This window comes from Mesorhizobium sp. KR2-14 (genome assembly GCF_040049255.1).
GTDB lineage: Bacteria > Pseudomonadota > Alphaproteobacteria > Rhizobiales > Rhizobiaceae > Pseudaminobacter.
Genome location: NZ_JBDZDR010000003.1, coordinates 435,482 through 452,044, shown reverse-complemented (window position 1 = coordinate 452,044; position 16,563 = coordinate 435,482). Strand labels below are relative to the sequence as shown.

The window sequence follows — 16,563 nt, the reverse complement described above, 5'->3', positions numbered from 1 at the left end:
ACAACTGATTGAACAGGTTATGGACAGTCATTCTAGTCGCTGTTCGGGGAAGGCTCTGAGCCGGATCCGGACACCGCATTCGACAATCGACGTCGTGTCCGGCATGTCCCGCCGGGCGAGCCTCGGCATGGCCTGACGGTCTGTCCGCTCGCTTCCGGGTCCTGTCGGACCAAGGAGGTGAGCCATGAACAACACCATCCTCTTTTTTCGTGACCGCGACGCCGTGCGCCTTGCCATGCGTTCGGCCGCACCCGTCGCACGCACCCGCTTGCGGTCGATCGAGCCGGTGCATCCGGAAGCCGGACGCAGCGCACTGACCTGCCGCTGGCAGCGCGACAAGCTGACCGGAAGGCTCGAAGGCCGCTGGTCGCGGGAGCATCGCACCCTTTCCGAAGAGGGTGTCAGTCGAAGCTTGCGACACGCTCTCGCCGCCTGACCTTCCGGTCCGCGCCGCAAACGCCTTTTTCCTGATCGCGAAGATCTTGCGCCCGCCGCAACCCGTCCCGGTTGCGGCGCGCCGACGCGCGCCTCTCGCCCCTGCCCGCTCCGCCGCCATGTCGCGCCCGAAGCGGCGGGGAACGCAATGCTGCCTTGAGCAGCCAGAGATCGAGGTTCGCAAATGATCTTCCTGCCCCACAACCGTCAATCGCTGAGCGACGCCGCGACGCTGTCGCGCGCCCGCATCATGCCCAATGTCTACGACCTTCTCGCCCTGTCGATCATGGCGGCGGTGTTCGTGTTGTTGGCGCATGCGGCCGTCGAGATGCGCGGCTCGGTGGAACTGCTCACCACCGCGCCGGTAACGCTCGACCCCGCCAACCTGCCCGAATATGCGCTGCGCACCACATTGCGCATGTTCGCGGCCATCATCGCCTCGCTGATCTTCACCTTCGTCGTGGCGACGCTGGCGGCCAAGAGCCGCCGCGCCGAGATGGTCATCATCCCGGCGCTCGACATATTGCAGTCGGTGCCGGTGCTGGGCTTCCTGACCTTCACCGTGACCTTCTTCATGGGCCTGTTTCCCGGCAGCCAGCTCGGCGCCGAGTGCGCGTCGATCTTCGCGATCTTCACCGCGCAGGCCTGGAACATGACGTTTTCGTTCTACCAGTCGCTGCGCACCGTGCCGCGCGACCTGGATGAGGTCAGCCGCGGCTTCGGCCTGACGGCCTGGCAGCGTTTCTGGCGCCTGGAGGCGCCCTTTGCGGCACCGGGCCTGATCTGGAACACGATGATGTCGATGTCGGGCGGCTGGTTCTTCGTCGTCGCCTCGGAAGCGATCACGGTCGGCGACACCACTGTGGAGCTGCCGGGCATCGGCTCATGGCTGGCGCTGGCGATTTCCAGGGAGGATTTCGTGGCGGTGGGCTGGGCGGTGCTGGCAATGGCGCTGCTGATCCTGCTCTACGACCAGCTTCTGTTCCGGCCGATCGTGGCCTGGGCCGACAAGTTCCGGGCCGAGCAGACCGCGGCGCAGGAAAAGCCGCGCTCCTGGGTCTATGACGTGATGCGCCGCACCCGCATGCTCAAGCTGGCCGGCGCCCCCTTTGCGGCCGGCTGGGGCCGGCTGATGCTGGCGGGAGCCGAAGCGCCGCGCAAGGCACCGCGGCCGGTGGAGCCGGCGCGGACCAGCCGGATTGCGGATCGCCTCTGGCTTGCCTTCATCGTGCTTCTGGCCGCGGCAGGGGCTGCGGTGACTGTGCTTTACATCCGCCGCACGCTGGGTTGGGGTGACGTGGCGCAAGCCTTTGGCGGCGGCTTCGCGACCCTTCTGCGCGTCGTCGTTCTGGTCGGCCTCGCCAGCCTGATCTGGGTGCCGGTGGGCGTGTGGATCGGGCTGCGGCCGGCCGTGGCCCAGAAGGTGCAGCCGCTGGCGCAGTTTTTGGCCGCGTTTCCGGCCAATGTGCTGTTTCCCTTCGTGGTGATCGCCATCGTCGCCACCGGCGCCAGCCCCAACATCTGGCTGTCGCCACTGATGATCCTGGGCACGCAGTGGTACATCCTGTTCAACGTGATTGCCGGCGCCAGCGCCTTCCCGTCCGACCTCAGGGAGGCGGCGGCGGTGTTCAAGCTCAGCTCGTGGAGCTGGTGGAGCAAGGTAATGCTGCCGGGGATATTCCCCTACTATGTGACCGGGGCACTGACCGCCACCGGCGGCTCATGGAACGCTTCCATCGTCGCGGAGGTGGCGAGCTGGGGCAACACGCATCTCCAGGCCTACGGGCTCGGCGCCTACATCGCCAAGGCGACGGAAGCCGGCGACTTTCCCCGCGTGGTGCTGGGCATCGCGGTGATGTCGCTGTTCGTCACCACCTTCAATCGCGCCCTGTGGCGCCCACTTTACGTCTTCGCCGAGCGCCGCCTGCGCCTCGACTGAAAGAGCACTACATATTGCTTCGGGAGACCGACCCATGAATGAATTCGTTACCGCCACCGCAACCACCGCAAGCGCCACCCCGCTGGTCGAAGTCAAGGACGTGAGCCAGAGCTACGACAACGGCCAGTTCGTCGTGCTGGAAGATGTCGGCCTGACCCTGCGCTCGGGCGAGATCGTCGGCCTGCTTGGCCGCTCGGGCTCGGGCAAGTCGACGCTGCTGCGCTCCATCGCCGGACTGATCCAGCCTACCGGAGGCTCGATCACCTTCGAGGGCGCGCCGGTTTCCGGCACGCCCGACGGCATCGCCATGGTATTTCAGAGTTTTGCGCTGTTTCCGTGGCTGACGGTGCTGCAGAACGTCGAACTGGGGCTGGAAGCGCGCGGCGTGGCGCCTACCGAGCGTCGCAAGCGCGCGCTGGAGGCGATCGACCTGATCGGCCTAGACGGCTTCGAGAGCGCCTATCCCAAGGAGCTGTCGGGGGGCATGCGCCAGCGCGTGGGTCTGGCCCGTGCGCTCGTCGTGCATCCCAAGGTGCTGCTGATGGACGAGCCCTTCTCGGCGCTCGACGTGCTGACGGCAGAGACGCTGCGCACCGACCTGCTCGACCTGTGGTCGGAAGGGCGCATGCCGATCGAGTCGATCCTGATGGTGACGCACAACATCGAGGAAGCGGTGCTGATGTGCGACCGCGTGCTGATCTTTTCCTCCAACCCCGGGCGGGTGGCGGCCGAGATCCGCATCGACCTGCCGCAGCCGCGCGACCGGCTCGACCCGGCCTTCCGCGCGCTGGTGGAGGACATCTACGAGCGCATGACGGCGCGCAAGCCGGCGGCAGAGCCCGCCCGCGACGGCGCCTTTCCCGGCACCGGTATCGACATGGTGCTGCCGCGCGTTTCCACCAACCTGCTGTCCGGCCTGATGGAAACGGTGGCGGCCGAGCCCTATCGCGGCAAGGCCGACCTGCCGCCGCTGGCGGCCAGCCTGCAGCTGGAAATCGACGACCTGTTCCCGATCGCCGAGACGCTGCAGCTGCTGCATTTCGCCGAACTGGCCGAGGGCGACATTCGCCTGACGCCGGCGGGCATGCGCTTTGCCGAGGCCGAGGTGGACGAACGCAAGCACCTGTTTGCCCAGCAGCTTGCCGCCCATGTGCCATTGGCGACGCATATCCGCCGAGTGCTCGACGAACGGTCAAGCCACGAAGCGCCGGCCCGCCGCTTCCGCGACGAGCTGGAGGACCACATGTCGGAGGAGAATGCCGAACACACGGTGCGGGCGGTGACCAGCTGGGCGCGCTATGCCGAGCTCTTCGCCTATGACGAGAAGACCGACATGTTCACGCTGGAAAACCCGAGCTGAGTTCCGGCCGAAAATAGAAGGGGCGCGGCCGACAAGGCCGCGCCCCTTCTCATGCGCCGGGCGTGCCCCGCCCCGGCCAAACCCGCCTGGTTCCTGGAAAGCATGGTCTTGTCCGAAAAGTCTTCAACTCTTCGGGATCACGCATTTCAGGCATGGCGGGCGATCAGTTCCTTCAGCGCCTTCTCGAAGCGGTGGATTTCCTCGATCGTGTTGTAGTGGACCAGTGAGACGCGCACCGCACCGCTGTCCATGCTGAGGCCGAGGCGGGCCATGAGGCGCGGCGCATACATATGCCCGTCGCGGATGCCGATCTGCATCTCGGACATTTCCTCCGCAATCATCTGCGGCGAGAGCTTGCCGATGTTGAAGCAGAAAGTCGGCACGCGCTGCTCGATGCGCTCTTCTTCGCAGACGCCGTAGATCGTCGCGCCGCAATCCTTCAACACGCGCAGCATCTCGCGGGCGAGGTGAAGCTCATAGGCGCGGATGGCCCCCATGCCGGCGACGATGTTCTCGCGGCGCGAGCGGTTGTTGGACGGCGCAAAGTTGCGGCCGACCGATTCCAGATATTTCACCGCCGCGTCCATGCCGGCGACGTTCTCGTAGACGAAGGTGCCTGCCTCGACCTTATAAGGCGGCTCGTCCGGGATAAAATCCTCGCGGAAGGTGGGCAGGCGCCTCAGCGTCTCGAAGCGGCCCCACAGGAAGCCAATATGCGGCGAGAAATTCTTGTAGCCCGAGCAGACGAGATAGTCGCAATCCCAGGCCTGCACGTTGATCAGGCCGTGCGGGCCGTAGTGCACGCAGTCGAGGAACACTTCGGCGCCGGCGGCATGGGCGATCTTGGCCACGGAGGCTACGTCGACGATGGAGCCGATGGAATGCGCCGTCACCGTGCAGGCGACGAGGCGGGTGCGCTCGTTCACCAGCGGGCGCAGGTCGTCGACGTGCAGGTTGCCGTCCTCGCGCATGCGCCACCAGACGAACTTGGCACCGGCGGACTCCAGCGCCAGCCAGGTGGCGATGTTGGCGTCGTGGTCCATGTCGGTCACGATGATCTCGTCGCGCTCGCCCAGCATCTGGCCGATGCCGAGGCTGACCAGGCGGATGAAGGAGGTGGCGTTCATGCCGAAGCAGATCTCGGCCGTGCTGTAGGCGTTGATCAGCACGGCCACGCTCTCGCGCGCCTCGGCGATGGTCTGGTCGACCTTGACGCTGCGGCCGTAGCGGCCGCCGCGCTGGACGTTGTGGTCGACGAGGTGGTTCTGCACCGCCTCGAGCACGCCCTGCGGAATCTGCGCGCCGGCGGCGTTGTCGAAGAAGATGAAGTCGCCGGCCTTCTGCAGCGCCGGGAACATGGCGCGCGCCTGTTCGACCGGGAACGATGCAGTGTCGGCGGGCGCGATCGGGCTATGCTGGGTCATGGAGATGCTTTCTGGGGGTCGAGTTATGTCACGCGGCGCGGACGCCGCCGGGTTTTGCATGAAAAGGATGGATCAGGCCCGCCCGTAGGCGCGCTTGCCGCGTGCCTCGAGATGGCTGACGAGGCGCACCAGCGGCCACAGGAAGGCGAGGTAGATGATAGCCGCGCCGATCAGCGGGGTGGGATTGGCCATCAGCGCCTGCGCGTCGGTGGCCTGCTTCAACAGGTCGGGCATGGCCACGACCGAGGCGAGCGCAGTGTCCTTGTAGACCGAGACGCAGTTGGAGGTGAGCGGCGGAATGACGACGCGCAGCGCCTGCGGCAGCACCACCTTGCGCAGCGCCAGCCAGAAAGGCAGGCCAAGGGCTGCCGCCGCCTCGAACTGGCCGCGAGGAATGTTTTCGATGCCGGCGCGGCAAACTTCGGCCGTGAAGGCGGCAAGCACCATCGACAGCGCGATCGTGGCCGAGGCGAAGGAGGACAGGCGGATGCCGACGAAAGGCAGCGCATAATAGATCAGGATCAGCACCACCAGGATCGGCAGGGCGCGGAAGATGTCGACATAGAGCACCGCCGCTGCCCTGACCGGGCGTGGTCCGTAGAGCCGGCCCAGGCAGACGAGCAGGCCGGCGATGCAGCCGAAGAAGATGCTGGCGCAGCCGAGCAGGATGGTATTGCCCAGCCCGCGCAGCAGGATCGGAAAGGACCTGACCAGGACGTCCCAGTTGAAGAAGGTGTTGATCAGTTCCATGGACCGGGCCCGTATCTTGAGGAACCTTCGCTGCCGCCAGGCGGCGGGAGCGCAGCGGATGTGGCAGGAGCGCCGGCGCGAGGGCGCCGACGCTCCGATATGGATTATTCCGCCTTCGGCAGCGGCATGACCGTGACGGTGCTGGTGCCGGCTTCCGGGTCGGCCTCGAACCACTTCTTGTGGATCGCGGCCATGGTGCCGTCTTCCTTCATGGCCGAGATCGCCTCGCTGGCCTTCTCGACCAGCGGGTGGTCCTTCTTGGCCATCATGGCGAAGCGCTCGCCGGTGGGGATGCGGACCAGGATCTTCAGGCCCGGAATCTTGGTCATGGCATACTGGAAGCCGGCAAGTTCGCCGGCGCCGCCTTCGATGCGGCCGTTCTGCACCTCGAGCAGCAGGTCCTGCTGCGAGGCGTAACTCTTGACCTCGGCGATGCCGAGCTTCTCGGCGTTCTCCTTGGCCCAGGCTTCGCCGGTGGTGGCGGCGACGACGCCGATGGTCTTGCCCTTCAGGTCTTCCAGCGCGGCAACGGTGGAGTCGGCCTTGCCGACGACGGTGCCGTCGCTGTCGTAGTAGGGCTGGGTGAAGGACTGGTTCTGCAGGCGCTCATTGGTGATCGAGATCGACGAGATGGCGAAATCGATGCGGCCCGAGCTGGTGCCGGCGAACAGGGCCTGGAAGCCCATGTCCTGGAATTCGACGTCCATGCCCAGACGCTTGCCGACCTCGCGGGCGACGTCCACCTCATAGCCCTCGAAGTCGCCTGCCTCGGTCTTGTATTCCCATGGCGGATTGGCCGGATAGGCGCCCACCGTGATCGTGTCGGCGAAGGTCGGCGCCGTGAAGGCGAAGCCGGCCGCCACCATTATTCCCATTAGTCCCAGACGCTTGAGCATTTTCACTCCCTTTTTGTTCGGCCACACCACGTGGCGCTTTTTCCACCCCTTTCAGCGCCCAGTCGACCGGGCGCTGCAGGCGGGCGATGCCTGAATTCCTCCCTAGGAAGCGCGGCTGCCGCGCAAACCAATTCTTTGTTCAAGGCCCTGCAACAGCCTCTCGACCGCCTCGTCGCTGGTGACCATGCCGGGCGAAAGCCTGAGGGTTGAGCCGCGCGCATCGCAGTAGAGCTTTTCCGCGCGCAGTTCCGACACCACACGGGCCGCATCCACACCCTCCGGCAAGGTCAGCATGACGCTCCCGCCGCGCTGCCGCTCGTCCAGCGGCGCGGCCACCGACCAGCCGTTTTCCAGCGCGCGCTCGATGATGCGCCCGGTGAGCACCAGATTGCGCGCGCGAACGGCATCGATGCCGGTGCGCATGACCCACTCCAGCCCCGGCAGCGAGGCGACGCTGGCGAGGATCGCCGGCGTGCCGTGGTCGAAGCGGCGGACATCCGAGGCGTAGGCGAATTTGTCGAGATCCCAGGAAAATGGATTCTCCTGGCTGAACCAGCCGCGCAACTCGGGCTCGCAGGTCGCGAGCAGTTCGGGCCGCACCTGCAGGACGCCGGCGCCGGACGTGCCGCACAGCCATTTCAGCGAGGAGGAGACGACGAAGTCGACGCCGGTGGCGCTGACCGTGAAGGGCGCCACGCCGACGCCCTGGGTGATGTCGACGCCCACCAACGTGCCCATGCGCCTTCCATGCTCGGCAAGGCGGGCGACATCGCAGCGGTGCGAGGCGGTGGAGGTGACGAAGGTGAGGAGCGCCACGCCGACATCGTCCTGCCAGCGTGCGATGACGTCCTCGTCACGCACCCAGGTCTCGCCGGGGCGCAGCGGCACGGTGTCAAGCACGAAGCCGAATCGCTCGGCAAGTTTTGCAAGCAGGAAATGCAGGCTCGGAAAACAGTCGCCGGCGACGAGGAAGCGGCGGCCTTCCAGATGCGCCTTCGGCAGCCCGCCAATGAGGCTGTAGAGGGCCGTGGTGACGTTTTCCGCCGTGGTAAGCGAGCCCCCGGGCGCGTCGATCAGCATGCGCCAGGTGTCGACGAAACTCTGCCGCGCGGCCATGGCGGCCGGCCACTGGCCGTCGTCCTCGGCCGACCAGATCTCCGAAAAGGCGGATAGGGCAGCGGCCATGGCCTCGGCCTTGCCCGGAAAGGTCCCGATGGAATGATAAAGAAAATAGCCAGCCATGCTCTCCCCCTCGGCTTGTGATCATGTGATCACAAAACGGGGTCGGGATCAACGAGGCGGGACGAACAATTTTCCGACGACCGGGTCGGTGTTCCTGGGGAAGCTCGCCTCCCTCGCTCACAAGGCCAGAACGGAGAGCGGCGGCAGCCTTCCCGTTCTCCGTCGTCCTCGGGCCGGAGCACGAGCAAAGCGAAGGGCGGAGGTTCCGGGGATCCATGCCTCGGACTCTCAACCAAATTGAGGCGTGGTGGCGATCTTTCGGAGACGCCCTTGGCTGCAGCAGCGTCGAGGCATGGATTCCCGACACTCTCCGCTCGTTTCACTCGCTCACGAGGTCGGGAATGACGGAGGAGCGCCGCATAACTTTCGTTGTCGGCAGACCGCGGAGCTTGCCGATCCAAAATTGGTCATGGCCCTCTTGCGTCGTCCTCGGGCCGGAGCGCGAGCGCAGCGAAGCGCGGAGGTTCCGGGGAACCATGCCTCGGACTCTCAACCAAATTGAGGCGGGGTGGCGATCACCTGGAGACGGCTTGGCTGCAGCAGCGTCGAGGCATGGATTCCCGACACTCTCCGCTCGTTTCACTCGCTCACGAGGTCGGGAATGACGGAGTTGGTGATGGCCGGCACGCAACCTCCTTCCGTCGTCCTCGGGCCGGAGCGCGAGCGCAGCGAAGGGCGGAGGTTCCGGGGACCCATGCCTCGGACTCTCAACCGGCAGTCCGGCTAAAGGCTGCCACAGCGACCCGGCGCTTCTGCCGGGTTCAGCGCGAATAGACGCCGCCCTAGGACGCCTTGCCAAGGCTCGAAAAATCCACCGATTTTGCATCCGCTCCCTCCGGGCAGATGCCGCGCAGGGTTTCCTGCGTTGCCTCGATGTCGGCGATCACCGCGTCGCGGACGCGGGCGAAGTCGCGCGCCTTGAGCGCGTCTATGACTGCCCGGTGCTGGCCGGAAGGCTCCATGGTGCCGGCCTTCATCGACGGCGCGACGTGATGCGACAGAAGCCGCATATAGGGGCCAAAACGCAGCCAAAGCGTTTCGATGAGCTGGAACAGCACATCCGAACCGGAGGCGCGGTAGATGATGAAGTGGAACTGCTGGTTCTTGCTGATCAGATCATAGATGCTGTCGTTGCGGCCGATATCCTGCTGCTCGGCCACGATCTGCTCCAGCGTGGCGATGTCGGCCGGGGTCAGACGCGGGGCGCCGAGTTCGGCGGCGAGGCCCTCGACGGCCACGCGGGCGCGGCACAGGTCGTCGAGCCGGGCGCGGGTGACGGGCGGCACGCAGGCCGAGCCGTTGGCCGCGATCTCCAGCGCGTTTTCCGCCGCCAGCCGGCGCAGCGCCTCGCGCACCGGCATGTTGCTGGTGCCGAAGGCCTCGGCCAGCGAGGCGATGGTGAGCGTTTGCGACGGGTCGAAGCGGCCGATCATCAGCGCATGGCGAAGCTGCTGGTAGACGCCATCCTGCACGGTCATGCGGGTCGCCACCGGCTCGAAGCCCAAATTCATCGCCATTTTTCACCCTCCGCCCCGGCCTCGGCTATGCTGGGCAGGGCCGCAACCGGTGCAACGATTCCGCACCCTATGATCATCTGATCACAGATCGGCGGCCGCGCCAAGCGATGTTGATGGATCAGCTCGCCGGCTCGCCTATGGTTACGGAGAGCGGCGGCAGGCCCGCGATCTCTCCCCGCAGCCCATTGCCAGGCACCACCGCGCCGACGCCCGCGGGCGTGCCGGTGAAGATGAGGTCGCCTGCTTCCAGCCGGTAGAAGCGCGAAATGTGCGCGATGACATCGCCCACCGGCCAGATCATCTCGGCCAGGTCGCCTTCCTGTTTCGTCGCGCCATCGACCGACAGCGCGATGCGGCCACGCGCCGGATCAAATCCGGCGGCAGCCGCTTGCGCAGCGGGAACCAAGCGGCCGGTTGGCGCGGACTGTTCGACGTTCTTGGCGACGTCCCACGGCCTGCCGAGGTCCTTGGCGGCCGACTGCAGGTCGCGCCGGGTCATGTCGAGGCCGACGGCATAGCCCCAGATTTTTGTCAGGGCCGCCTCGGGATCGACGCGGAAGGCCGGAGCGCCAAGCGCCACGACGAGCTCGACCTCGAAATGGTAGCTCGCGGTCTCGGGCGGATAGGCAATGCGGCAGGCGTCGGCCGGGTCGGCATTCACCACCGTCTCGGCCCATTTGGTGAAGAAGAAGGGCGGCTCACGGTCGGGATCCTTGCCCATCTCGCGGGCATGGGCAGCATAGTTGCGGCCGATGCAGAACACCCGGCGCACGGGAAAATCGTCGCCGCCCACCGTCTTGAGAAAGATCGCCGGAGGCGGATCGAACACTCTTGCCACGCTTGGCTCCTGCCATTTGCGGCTGCGACCGATCTGGCCGCACGACACCGCCGATGCAGGGATTAGCCCGCTTCAGCGAGCAATTCCAGCGGAACCGAAGCGGCCGGGATTACCTGCCGACCACCAGCGCCCAGTATTTCTGGTCGCTGCCGTCGCCGGCGCGTACATAGGCGAGGCCAAACCGGCTGAAGCGCGGGTCGAGCATGTTGCGGCGGTGGCCCGTAGAGTTCATCCACATGTCGAACAGTTTGCCCATCTCCATCCGGCCCACGGCGACATTCTCCGCCGCCGCGCCCTCCACGCCATTGTCGCGCATGCGCGAGGCAAAATCCTTGCCCCGGCCGGTGGTGTGAGCCATGCGCCCGGCGCGCGCCATATAGCTGGCCTGCTGCAGGGCGGCGCGCTCCAGCCTGGCATCGGCCTCCAGCTTGCCCAGACCGTTGGCCTTGCGGATTTCGGCCAGATAGCCATAGGCCGAGTTGGAGGCGACGCCCCCCTCGCCCGGAGTGCGCGCGGTCTGGCACGCGGCAAGAAACAGCATGGCGCAGAGCGCTGCGCCCTTGAAAAAACCCTTCGTCACGTCTGGTGTCCACCCTTCGGTCTGACTGCGGCCTCGGCCGCCGCTTGGGCGACTGCAGGCCGGAAAGTTCGTTTGGCGCGCAATCTCGTCAAGAATGTGCCCGCAGATGCGACAACGGGGGACGTCCCTACAGGCGCCATGCGGCCCCCAATCTTGCACATGTACACAAAGATGCTAGCTTTTGCCGGCGGTTCGGATTTCCGGACGCGCCGGGTTGCGGAGGGGGGCCGCACCGCGAAACGGATGGCGGAGGGGAAGCAATGAAGGACAGTGCGCTTTTCTCGCCGGAACGCCCCTCATCCTTGCCGTCCAGCTCTTGCTCCCCTCGTGCGGTTTCACCGGCCGGCGCCCACTGGCGCAGCCGGAGCGGTCTTTGCGCGGCGGCACTTTGCACCCTCCTGATCGCCGGCTGCCAGAAGCAGGAACAGGCAGCGGAGCCGCAACTGGTCAGGGTGCGGGCCCAGACGGTCGAATTCAGCGATTATACCCCCGCCCTCTCGCTGACCGGCGTGATCGCGGCGCAGACGCTGAACAACCTTTCGTTTCGGGTCGGCGGGCGCGTGGCCGAGCGGCTGGTGGATGTCGGCCAGCATGTCGAGAAGGACATGGTGCTGGCCAGGCTCGACCCGCAGGCGCAGGAATCTGACTTCAAGGCCGCCGAGGCCAATCTGACGGCGGCGCAGGCGCAGGCCCGCCAGGCCACCGCCGCCTTCGACCGGCAGAAGACGCTGCTGGCGCAAGGCTTCACCACCCGGCGCGACTACGACCAGGCCGAGCAGAGCCTGCGCACGGCGCAGGCCTCCGTGCAGGCCTCGCAAAGCCAGCTCGCCGATGCGCGCGAGAGCCTTTCCTTCACCGAACTGCGCGCCGGCGCGGCGGGAATAGTCACCGCACGCGATGTCGAGACCGGCCAAGTGGTGCAGGCAGCGCAAACGGTGTTCACCGTGGCCGAGGACGGCGACCGCGACGCGGTGTTCGACGTGCAGGAGAGCCTGGTGGTCAACGCCACGGAAGTGCCGCCAGTGACCATAACTTTGATCTCGAACCCCGAGATCAAGGCCACCGGCCAGGTGCGCGAAGTGTCGCCGGTGGTGAGCCAGGCCGCGGTGCGGGTGAAGGTGGGTGTACCCGCGACGCCGCCCGCCATGCAGTTGGGCGCAGCCGTGACCGGCACCATACGGGCGCACCCGCACAGGGCGGTGATGCTGCCTTGGCAGGCACTGGCCTCCATCGACGGCAAGCCGGCGGTGTGGATCATCGACCCGGGCACGCGGCAGGTGGCGATGACGCCGGTGGGCATCCGCGCCTACAGCGACGGCAACCTCGTCATCGACAAGGGACTGGAGCAGGGCCAGCACGTGGTCACGGCCGGTGCCCAGCTTTTGCGGCCGGGCCAGCCGGTGGAGATCGCGGAGGAGGCCCGATGACGCTCCCTCGCCTCCTCCTTGCCGCAGGCATTCTGGCAGCCCTTGGCGGCTGCTCGAAGGAACCGGAACAGCAGCCGGAAATCGTGCGCCCGGTTCTTTCCATGGTGATAGAGCCGCGGGCCGCGCAGACCCAGGGCTTTGTCGGAACGATCCAGCCGCAGGTCAGCGCCAGTCTTTCCTTCCGCATTCTGGGCCGGCTGGTGGCACGCAGCGCCCAGGTGGGCGACCTGGTCAAGAAAGGCCAGACGCTGGCGGCCCTTGACCCGGTGGCGCTTGAGCTCTCGCTTCAGGCTGCCCGCGCCGACCTTTCCAGCGCCGAGGCGCAGCAGGCCAATGCGGCCGCGAGCGAAGAGCGCCAGCGCGTGCTGCTGGCCAGCGGCAACACCTCGCAAGCCGTTTACGACTCGGCGCGCCAGTCCCGCGACGCCGCCCAGGCCAACCTGGAACGCGCCCGCGCCGACCTTCGCAAGGCGCAGGAGCAGCTCGGCTACTCGCGCCTGTTCTCGGATTTCGACGGCGTTGTTACCGCGGTGGGCGCAGAGGTGGGCCAGACCGTTTCGGCCGGGCAGATGGTGGTGACGGTGGCCCGCTCCGACCTGAGGGAAGCGGTATTCGATATTCCGGAGGCGCTGGCCAACGAATTGCAGGTGGGCGCGCCTTTCGAGGTGGTGCTCCAATCGCAACCCTCCATCCACGCGGAAGGCAAGGTGCGCGAGATCGCGCCGCTAGCCGAAAGCACCACCAGGACGCGGCGCGTGCGCCTGACCCTGATCGACCCGCCCGCCGCGTTCCGGCTGGGCGCGACGACGACGGCGCGGCTGGCAGCACGTGCTAGACCATCGATCGTGCTGCCTCTGACGGCGCTGCTGGAAAAGAACGGCAAGAGCGCCGTCTGGGTCGTCGACCCGCAATCCTCGACGGTGTCGCTGCGCGAGATCGAGGCAGGCGCCAGGATCGAGGACCGTGTCGTGGTGACCGGCGGCCTGACCGCCGGCACCAGGGTGGTGACGGCGGGCGTGCATAGCCTGAGCGAGGGCCAGAAAGTGCGGATACCGGAGGGAGCGTCGCAGTGAAGGGCTTCAACCTCTCCGACTGGGCGCTGGCCCACCGCTCGCTGGTCTGGTACTTCATGCTGGTCTTCGTGGTGGCCGGCGTCTTCTCCTACCTGCATCTCGGCCGCGAGGAAGATCCCTCCTTCACCATCAAGACCATGCTCATCCAGGCCAATTGGCCGGGCGCATCGGTCGAGGAAACCATCAGCCAGGTCACCGATCGCATCGAGAAGAAGCTCGAGGAGCTGGACAGTCTCGACTTCACCCGCAGCGTCACCACCGCCGGCAAGACGATCATCTTCGTCAACCTGAAGCCCACCACCAGGGCCCGCGACGTCGAGCCGACCTGGGTGCGGGTGCGCAACATGATCAACGACATACGCGCAACCTTCCCCGATGGCGTGCAGGGTCCGTTCTTCAACGACCGCTTCGGCGACGTCTTCGGCAATATCTACGCCTTCACCGCCGACGGACTGACGCTGCGTCAGCTGCGCGACTATGTGGAGATGGTGCGCTCGCGCGTGCTGACCGTGCCCAATGCTGGCAAGGTGGAACTGATCGGCGCGCAGGACGAGGCGATCTACCTGGAGTTCTCCACCCGCGAGATAGCCGCGCTCGGCCTCAACCAGCAGGCGATCATACAGAGCCTGCAGGCGCAGAACGCCATCACCCCCTCGGGCGTGATCCAGGCCGGGCCGGAACGCATCAGCGTGCGCGTGACCGGGCAATTCACGTCGGAGGAAAGCCTCAAGGCGATCAACCTGCGCGTCAACGACCGCTTCTTCCGGCTGAGCGACGTGGCCACCATCGTGCGCGGCTACACCGATCCACCCACGTCGCTGTTCCGGGTCAACGGACAGGAAGCGATCGGCCTTGCCATCGGCATGAAGCCCAACGCCAACCTGCTCGATTTCGGCCAGGCGCTGCGCGAGCAGATGGACAAGGTGACGGCCGAGCTGCCGATCGGCGTCGGCATCCATCTGGTCGCCGACCAGCCGGTGATCGTGGAGGAGGCCGTTTCGGGCTTCACCCGTGCCCTGTTCGAGGCGGTGGCGATCGTGCTGATCGTCAGCTTCGTCAGCCTTGGGCTGCGGGCCGGGCTGGTGGTGGCGTTCTCGATCCCGCTGGTGCTGGCCATCACCTTCCTGACCATGGCCTATCTGGGCATCTCGCTGCAGCGCGTTTCGCTGGGCGCGCTGATCATCGCGCTGGGGCTTCTGGTCGACGACGCCATGATCGCGGTGGAGATGATGGTGGCGCGGCTGGAGGTGGGGGATTCTCTGCGCAAGGCGGCCACCTATGTCTACACCTCCACCGCCTTCCCGATGCTGACCGGCACGCTAGTGACGGTGGCGGGCTTCATCCCGATCGGGCTCAACAGCAGCGCGGCTGGCGAATACACCTACACGCTGTTCGTCGTGATCGCGGTATCCCTGGTGCTGTCGTGGATCGTGGCGGTGCTTTTCGCGCCGCTGCTGGGCGTGACGCTACTGCCCGCCACGATGAAGAAGCACGAAGAAAGGCCGGGGCGCGTGGCTTCCGGCTTCTCGCGGCTTCTGCGCGCCTCGGTGCGCCGACGCTGGCTGACCATCGCCGCCACGGTGGTGGTGTTTGCCGCATCGCTGGTGGGGTTGGGCTTCGTCCAGCAGCAGTTCTTCCCCTCCTCCGACCGGCCGGAGCTGGTCGTCGACTGGAACCTGCAGCAGAACAGCTCGATTGCCGAAACCAACGCGCAGATCGCGCGCTTCGAGAAGATCGCGCTGGCCGGCAACCCGGACATCGAGCACTGGAGCTCCTATGTGGGCCAGGGCGCGGTGCGCTTCGTGCTGGCCTTCGACGTGCAGCCGGCAAACCCCTATTTCGGCCAGATCGTGATCGTGACCAAGAGCGTGCAGGCGCGCGACAGGGTCAGGGCTGCCATCGAGAAGACGCTGCGCGAGGAATTCGTCGGCATCGACACCTATGTGAAGCTGCTGGAGCTCGGCCCCCCGGTGGGGCGGCCGGTGCAGTATCGCGTCAGCGGCCCCGACATCCAGACCCTGCGCTCGCTGGCGCTGGCATTCGCCGGCGTGATCGGAAACAATCCGCATCTCCAGCCCCCGACCTTCGACTGGAACGAGCCGGCGCAGGTGCTGAAGGTGGATGTGCTGCAGGACAAGGCGCGCCAGCTCGGCATCACCTCGCAGGATATCGCCAGCGCCATGAACAGCGTGGTGGGCGGCAGCACCATCACACAGGTTCGGGATGCGACCTATCTCGTCAATGTGGTGGCGCGCTCGCGCGAGATGGAACGCGGCTCGGTGGAGACGCTGCAGAGCCTGCAGATACCGACCGGAACCGGCGAATCGATCCCGCTCGCGGCGGTGGCGAACTTCCGTTACGACATGGAGCAGCCGACCATCTGGCGGCGCGACCGCATTCCCACCATCACCGTGCGCGCGGGCATTGCCGACCACTCGCTGCCGGCGACCCTGGCGCGCCAGCTTGCCCCGGCGGTGAAGGCCTTTGCCGACAAGCTGCCCGATGGCTACGGGGTAGCAATCGGCGGCTCGGAAGAGGAAAGCGCCAAGAGCCAGGCGCCGATCATTGCCGTGGTGCCGCTGATGCTGTTCATCATGGCCACCATCCTGATGATCCAGCTGCAGAGCTTCCAGCGGCTGTTCCTGGTGGTGGCGGTGGCGCCGCTGGGGCTGATCGGCGTGGTGGCGGCGCTGCTGCCCAGCGGCGCGCCGCTCGGCTTCGTGGCCATTCTGGGCGTGCTGGCGCTGATCGGCATCCTGATCCGCAACTCGGTCATCCTCATCGTGCAGATCGAGGACCTGGTGCGCGAGGGCCGCGACCGCTGGACGGCGGTGATCGAGGCGACCGAGCACCGAATGCGGCCAATCGCGCTGACGGCGGCGGCGGCCAGCCTGGCGCTGATCCCCATCGCCCGCGAAGTGTTCTGGGGGCCGATGGCCTATGCCATGATGGGCGGCATCATCGCCGGCACGGCAATCACGCTGCTGTTCCTGCCGGCGCTCTATGTCGCCTGGTTCCGTATCAAGGAGCCGGAGGCTGGCGACGCCGCGAATTCACAGGCCGGCACACCGGCATAAGGGGA

13 protein-coding genes are annotated in these 16,563 nt (G+C 66.6%); 6 read left to right on the top strand and 7 right to left on the bottom strand.

From position 1 onward, the window contains the following. Positions 1 to 184: 184 nt before the first annotated feature. From ABLE86_RS11090 to ABLE86_RS11080, 3 genes are all read left to right on the top strand, one after another. A complete protein-coding gene (locus ABLE86_RS11090; protein ID WP_348778997.1) occupies positions 185 to 436 on the top strand; it encodes a hypothetical protein in 252 nt (83 codons plus the stop codon). A 183-nt stretch (positions 437 to 619) separates the two neighbouring features. After that, positions 620 to 2,374 carry an ABC transporter permease subunit gene (locus ABLE86_RS11085; RefSeq protein ID WP_348778996.1) on the top strand — a complete coding sequence of 585 codons (1,755 nt, stop codon included), beginning with the start codon at positions 620 to 622 and terminating at the stop codon, positions 2,372 to 2,374. A 34-nt stretch (positions 2,375 to 2,408) separates the two neighbouring features. Further along, the gene (locus tag ABLE86_RS11080; RefSeq protein ID WP_348778995.1) at positions 2,409 to 3,734 is read left to right on the top strand and encodes a nitrate/sulfonate/bicarbonate ABC transporter ATP-binding protein; all 1,326 of its coding nucleotides are present in this window, start codon (positions 2,409 to 2,411) and stop codon (positions 3,732 to 3,734) included. Between the two features lie 146 nt (positions 3,735 to 3,880). Here the strand turns inward: ABLE86_RS11080 and ABLE86_RS11075 are convergent, their stop codons facing one another. From ABLE86_RS11075 to ABLE86_RS11045, 7 genes are all read right to left on the bottom strand, one after another. Then, positions 3,881 to 5,158: a cysteine desulfurase-like protein gene (locus ABLE86_RS11075; protein ID WP_348778994.1), complete on the bottom strand. Its 1,278-nt coding sequence runs from the start codon at positions 5,156 to 5,158 to the stop codon at positions 3,881 to 3,883. Positions 5,159 to 5,230: 72 nt separating this feature from the next. Beyond that, positions 5,231 to 5,908 (bottom strand): amino acid ABC transporter permease, encoded by a 678-nt coding sequence (locus ABLE86_RS11070; protein ID WP_348778993.1) that lies wholly within the window; start codon positions 5,906 to 5,908, stop codon positions 5,231 to 5,233. Positions 5,909 to 6,012: 104 nt separating this feature from the next. Further along, a complete protein-coding gene (locus tag ABLE86_RS11065) occupies positions 6,013 to 6,804 on the bottom strand; it encodes an ABC transporter substrate-binding protein (protein ID WP_348778992.1) in 792 nt (263 codons plus the stop codon). Between the two features lie 102 nt (positions 6,805 to 6,906). Then, positions 6,907 to 8,046 (bottom strand): aminotransferase class V-fold PLP-dependent enzyme, encoded by a 1,140-nt coding sequence (locus tag ABLE86_RS11060; RefSeq protein ID WP_348778991.1) that lies wholly within the window; start codon positions 8,044 to 8,046, stop codon positions 6,907 to 6,909. A gap of 782 nt (positions 8,047 to 8,828) precedes the next feature. Then, positions 8,829 to 9,557, bottom strand: a complete 729-nt coding sequence (locus ABLE86_RS11055) for a GntR family transcriptional regulator (RefSeq protein WP_348779223.1) — start codon at positions 9,555 to 9,557, stop codon at positions 8,829 to 8,831. Positions 9,558 to 9,681: 124 nt separating this feature from the next. After that, positions 9,682 to 10,401 carry a fumarylacetoacetate hydrolase family protein gene (locus ABLE86_RS11050; RefSeq protein WP_348778990.1) on the bottom strand — a complete coding sequence of 240 codons (720 nt, stop codon included), beginning with the start codon at positions 10,399 to 10,401 and terminating at the stop codon, positions 9,682 to 9,684. 109 nt (positions 10,402 to 10,510) lie between these two features. Next, positions 10,511 to 10,942 (bottom strand): CAP domain-containing protein, encoded by a 432-nt coding sequence (locus tag ABLE86_RS11045; protein ID WP_348779222.1) that lies wholly within the window; start codon positions 10,940 to 10,942, stop codon positions 10,511 to 10,513. 299 nt (positions 10,943 to 11,241) lie between these two features. On the opposite strand from ABLE86_RS11045, the gene ABLE86_RS11040 reads away from it, so the two are divergent. Genes ABLE86_RS11040 through ABLE86_RS11030 form a run of 3 tightly spaced genes read left to right on the top strand, consistent with a single transcriptional unit; the run spans position 11,242 to position 16,558 of the window. Further along, positions 11,242 to 12,408 (top strand): efflux RND transporter periplasmic adaptor subunit, encoded by a 1,167-nt coding sequence (locus tag ABLE86_RS11040; RefSeq protein ID WP_348778989.1) that lies wholly within the window; start codon positions 11,242 to 11,244, stop codon positions 12,406 to 12,408. Then, entirely contained in the window at positions 12,405 to 13,481 is a 1,077-nt protein-coding gene (locus ABLE86_RS11035; protein ID WP_348778988.1) for an efflux RND transporter periplasmic adaptor subunit, read from the top strand. The genes ABLE86_RS11040 and ABLE86_RS11035 overlap by 4 nt, the downstream gene beginning before the upstream one ends. Then, positions 13,478 to 16,558: an efflux RND transporter permease subunit gene (locus ABLE86_RS11030; protein ID WP_348778987.1), complete on the top strand. Its 3,081-nt coding sequence runs from the start codon at positions 13,478 to 13,480 to the stop codon at positions 16,556 to 16,558. Before ABLE86_RS11035 ends, ABLE86_RS11030 begins: the two co-directional genes overlap by 4 nt. Positions 16,559 to 16,563 lie beyond the last annotated feature (5 nt).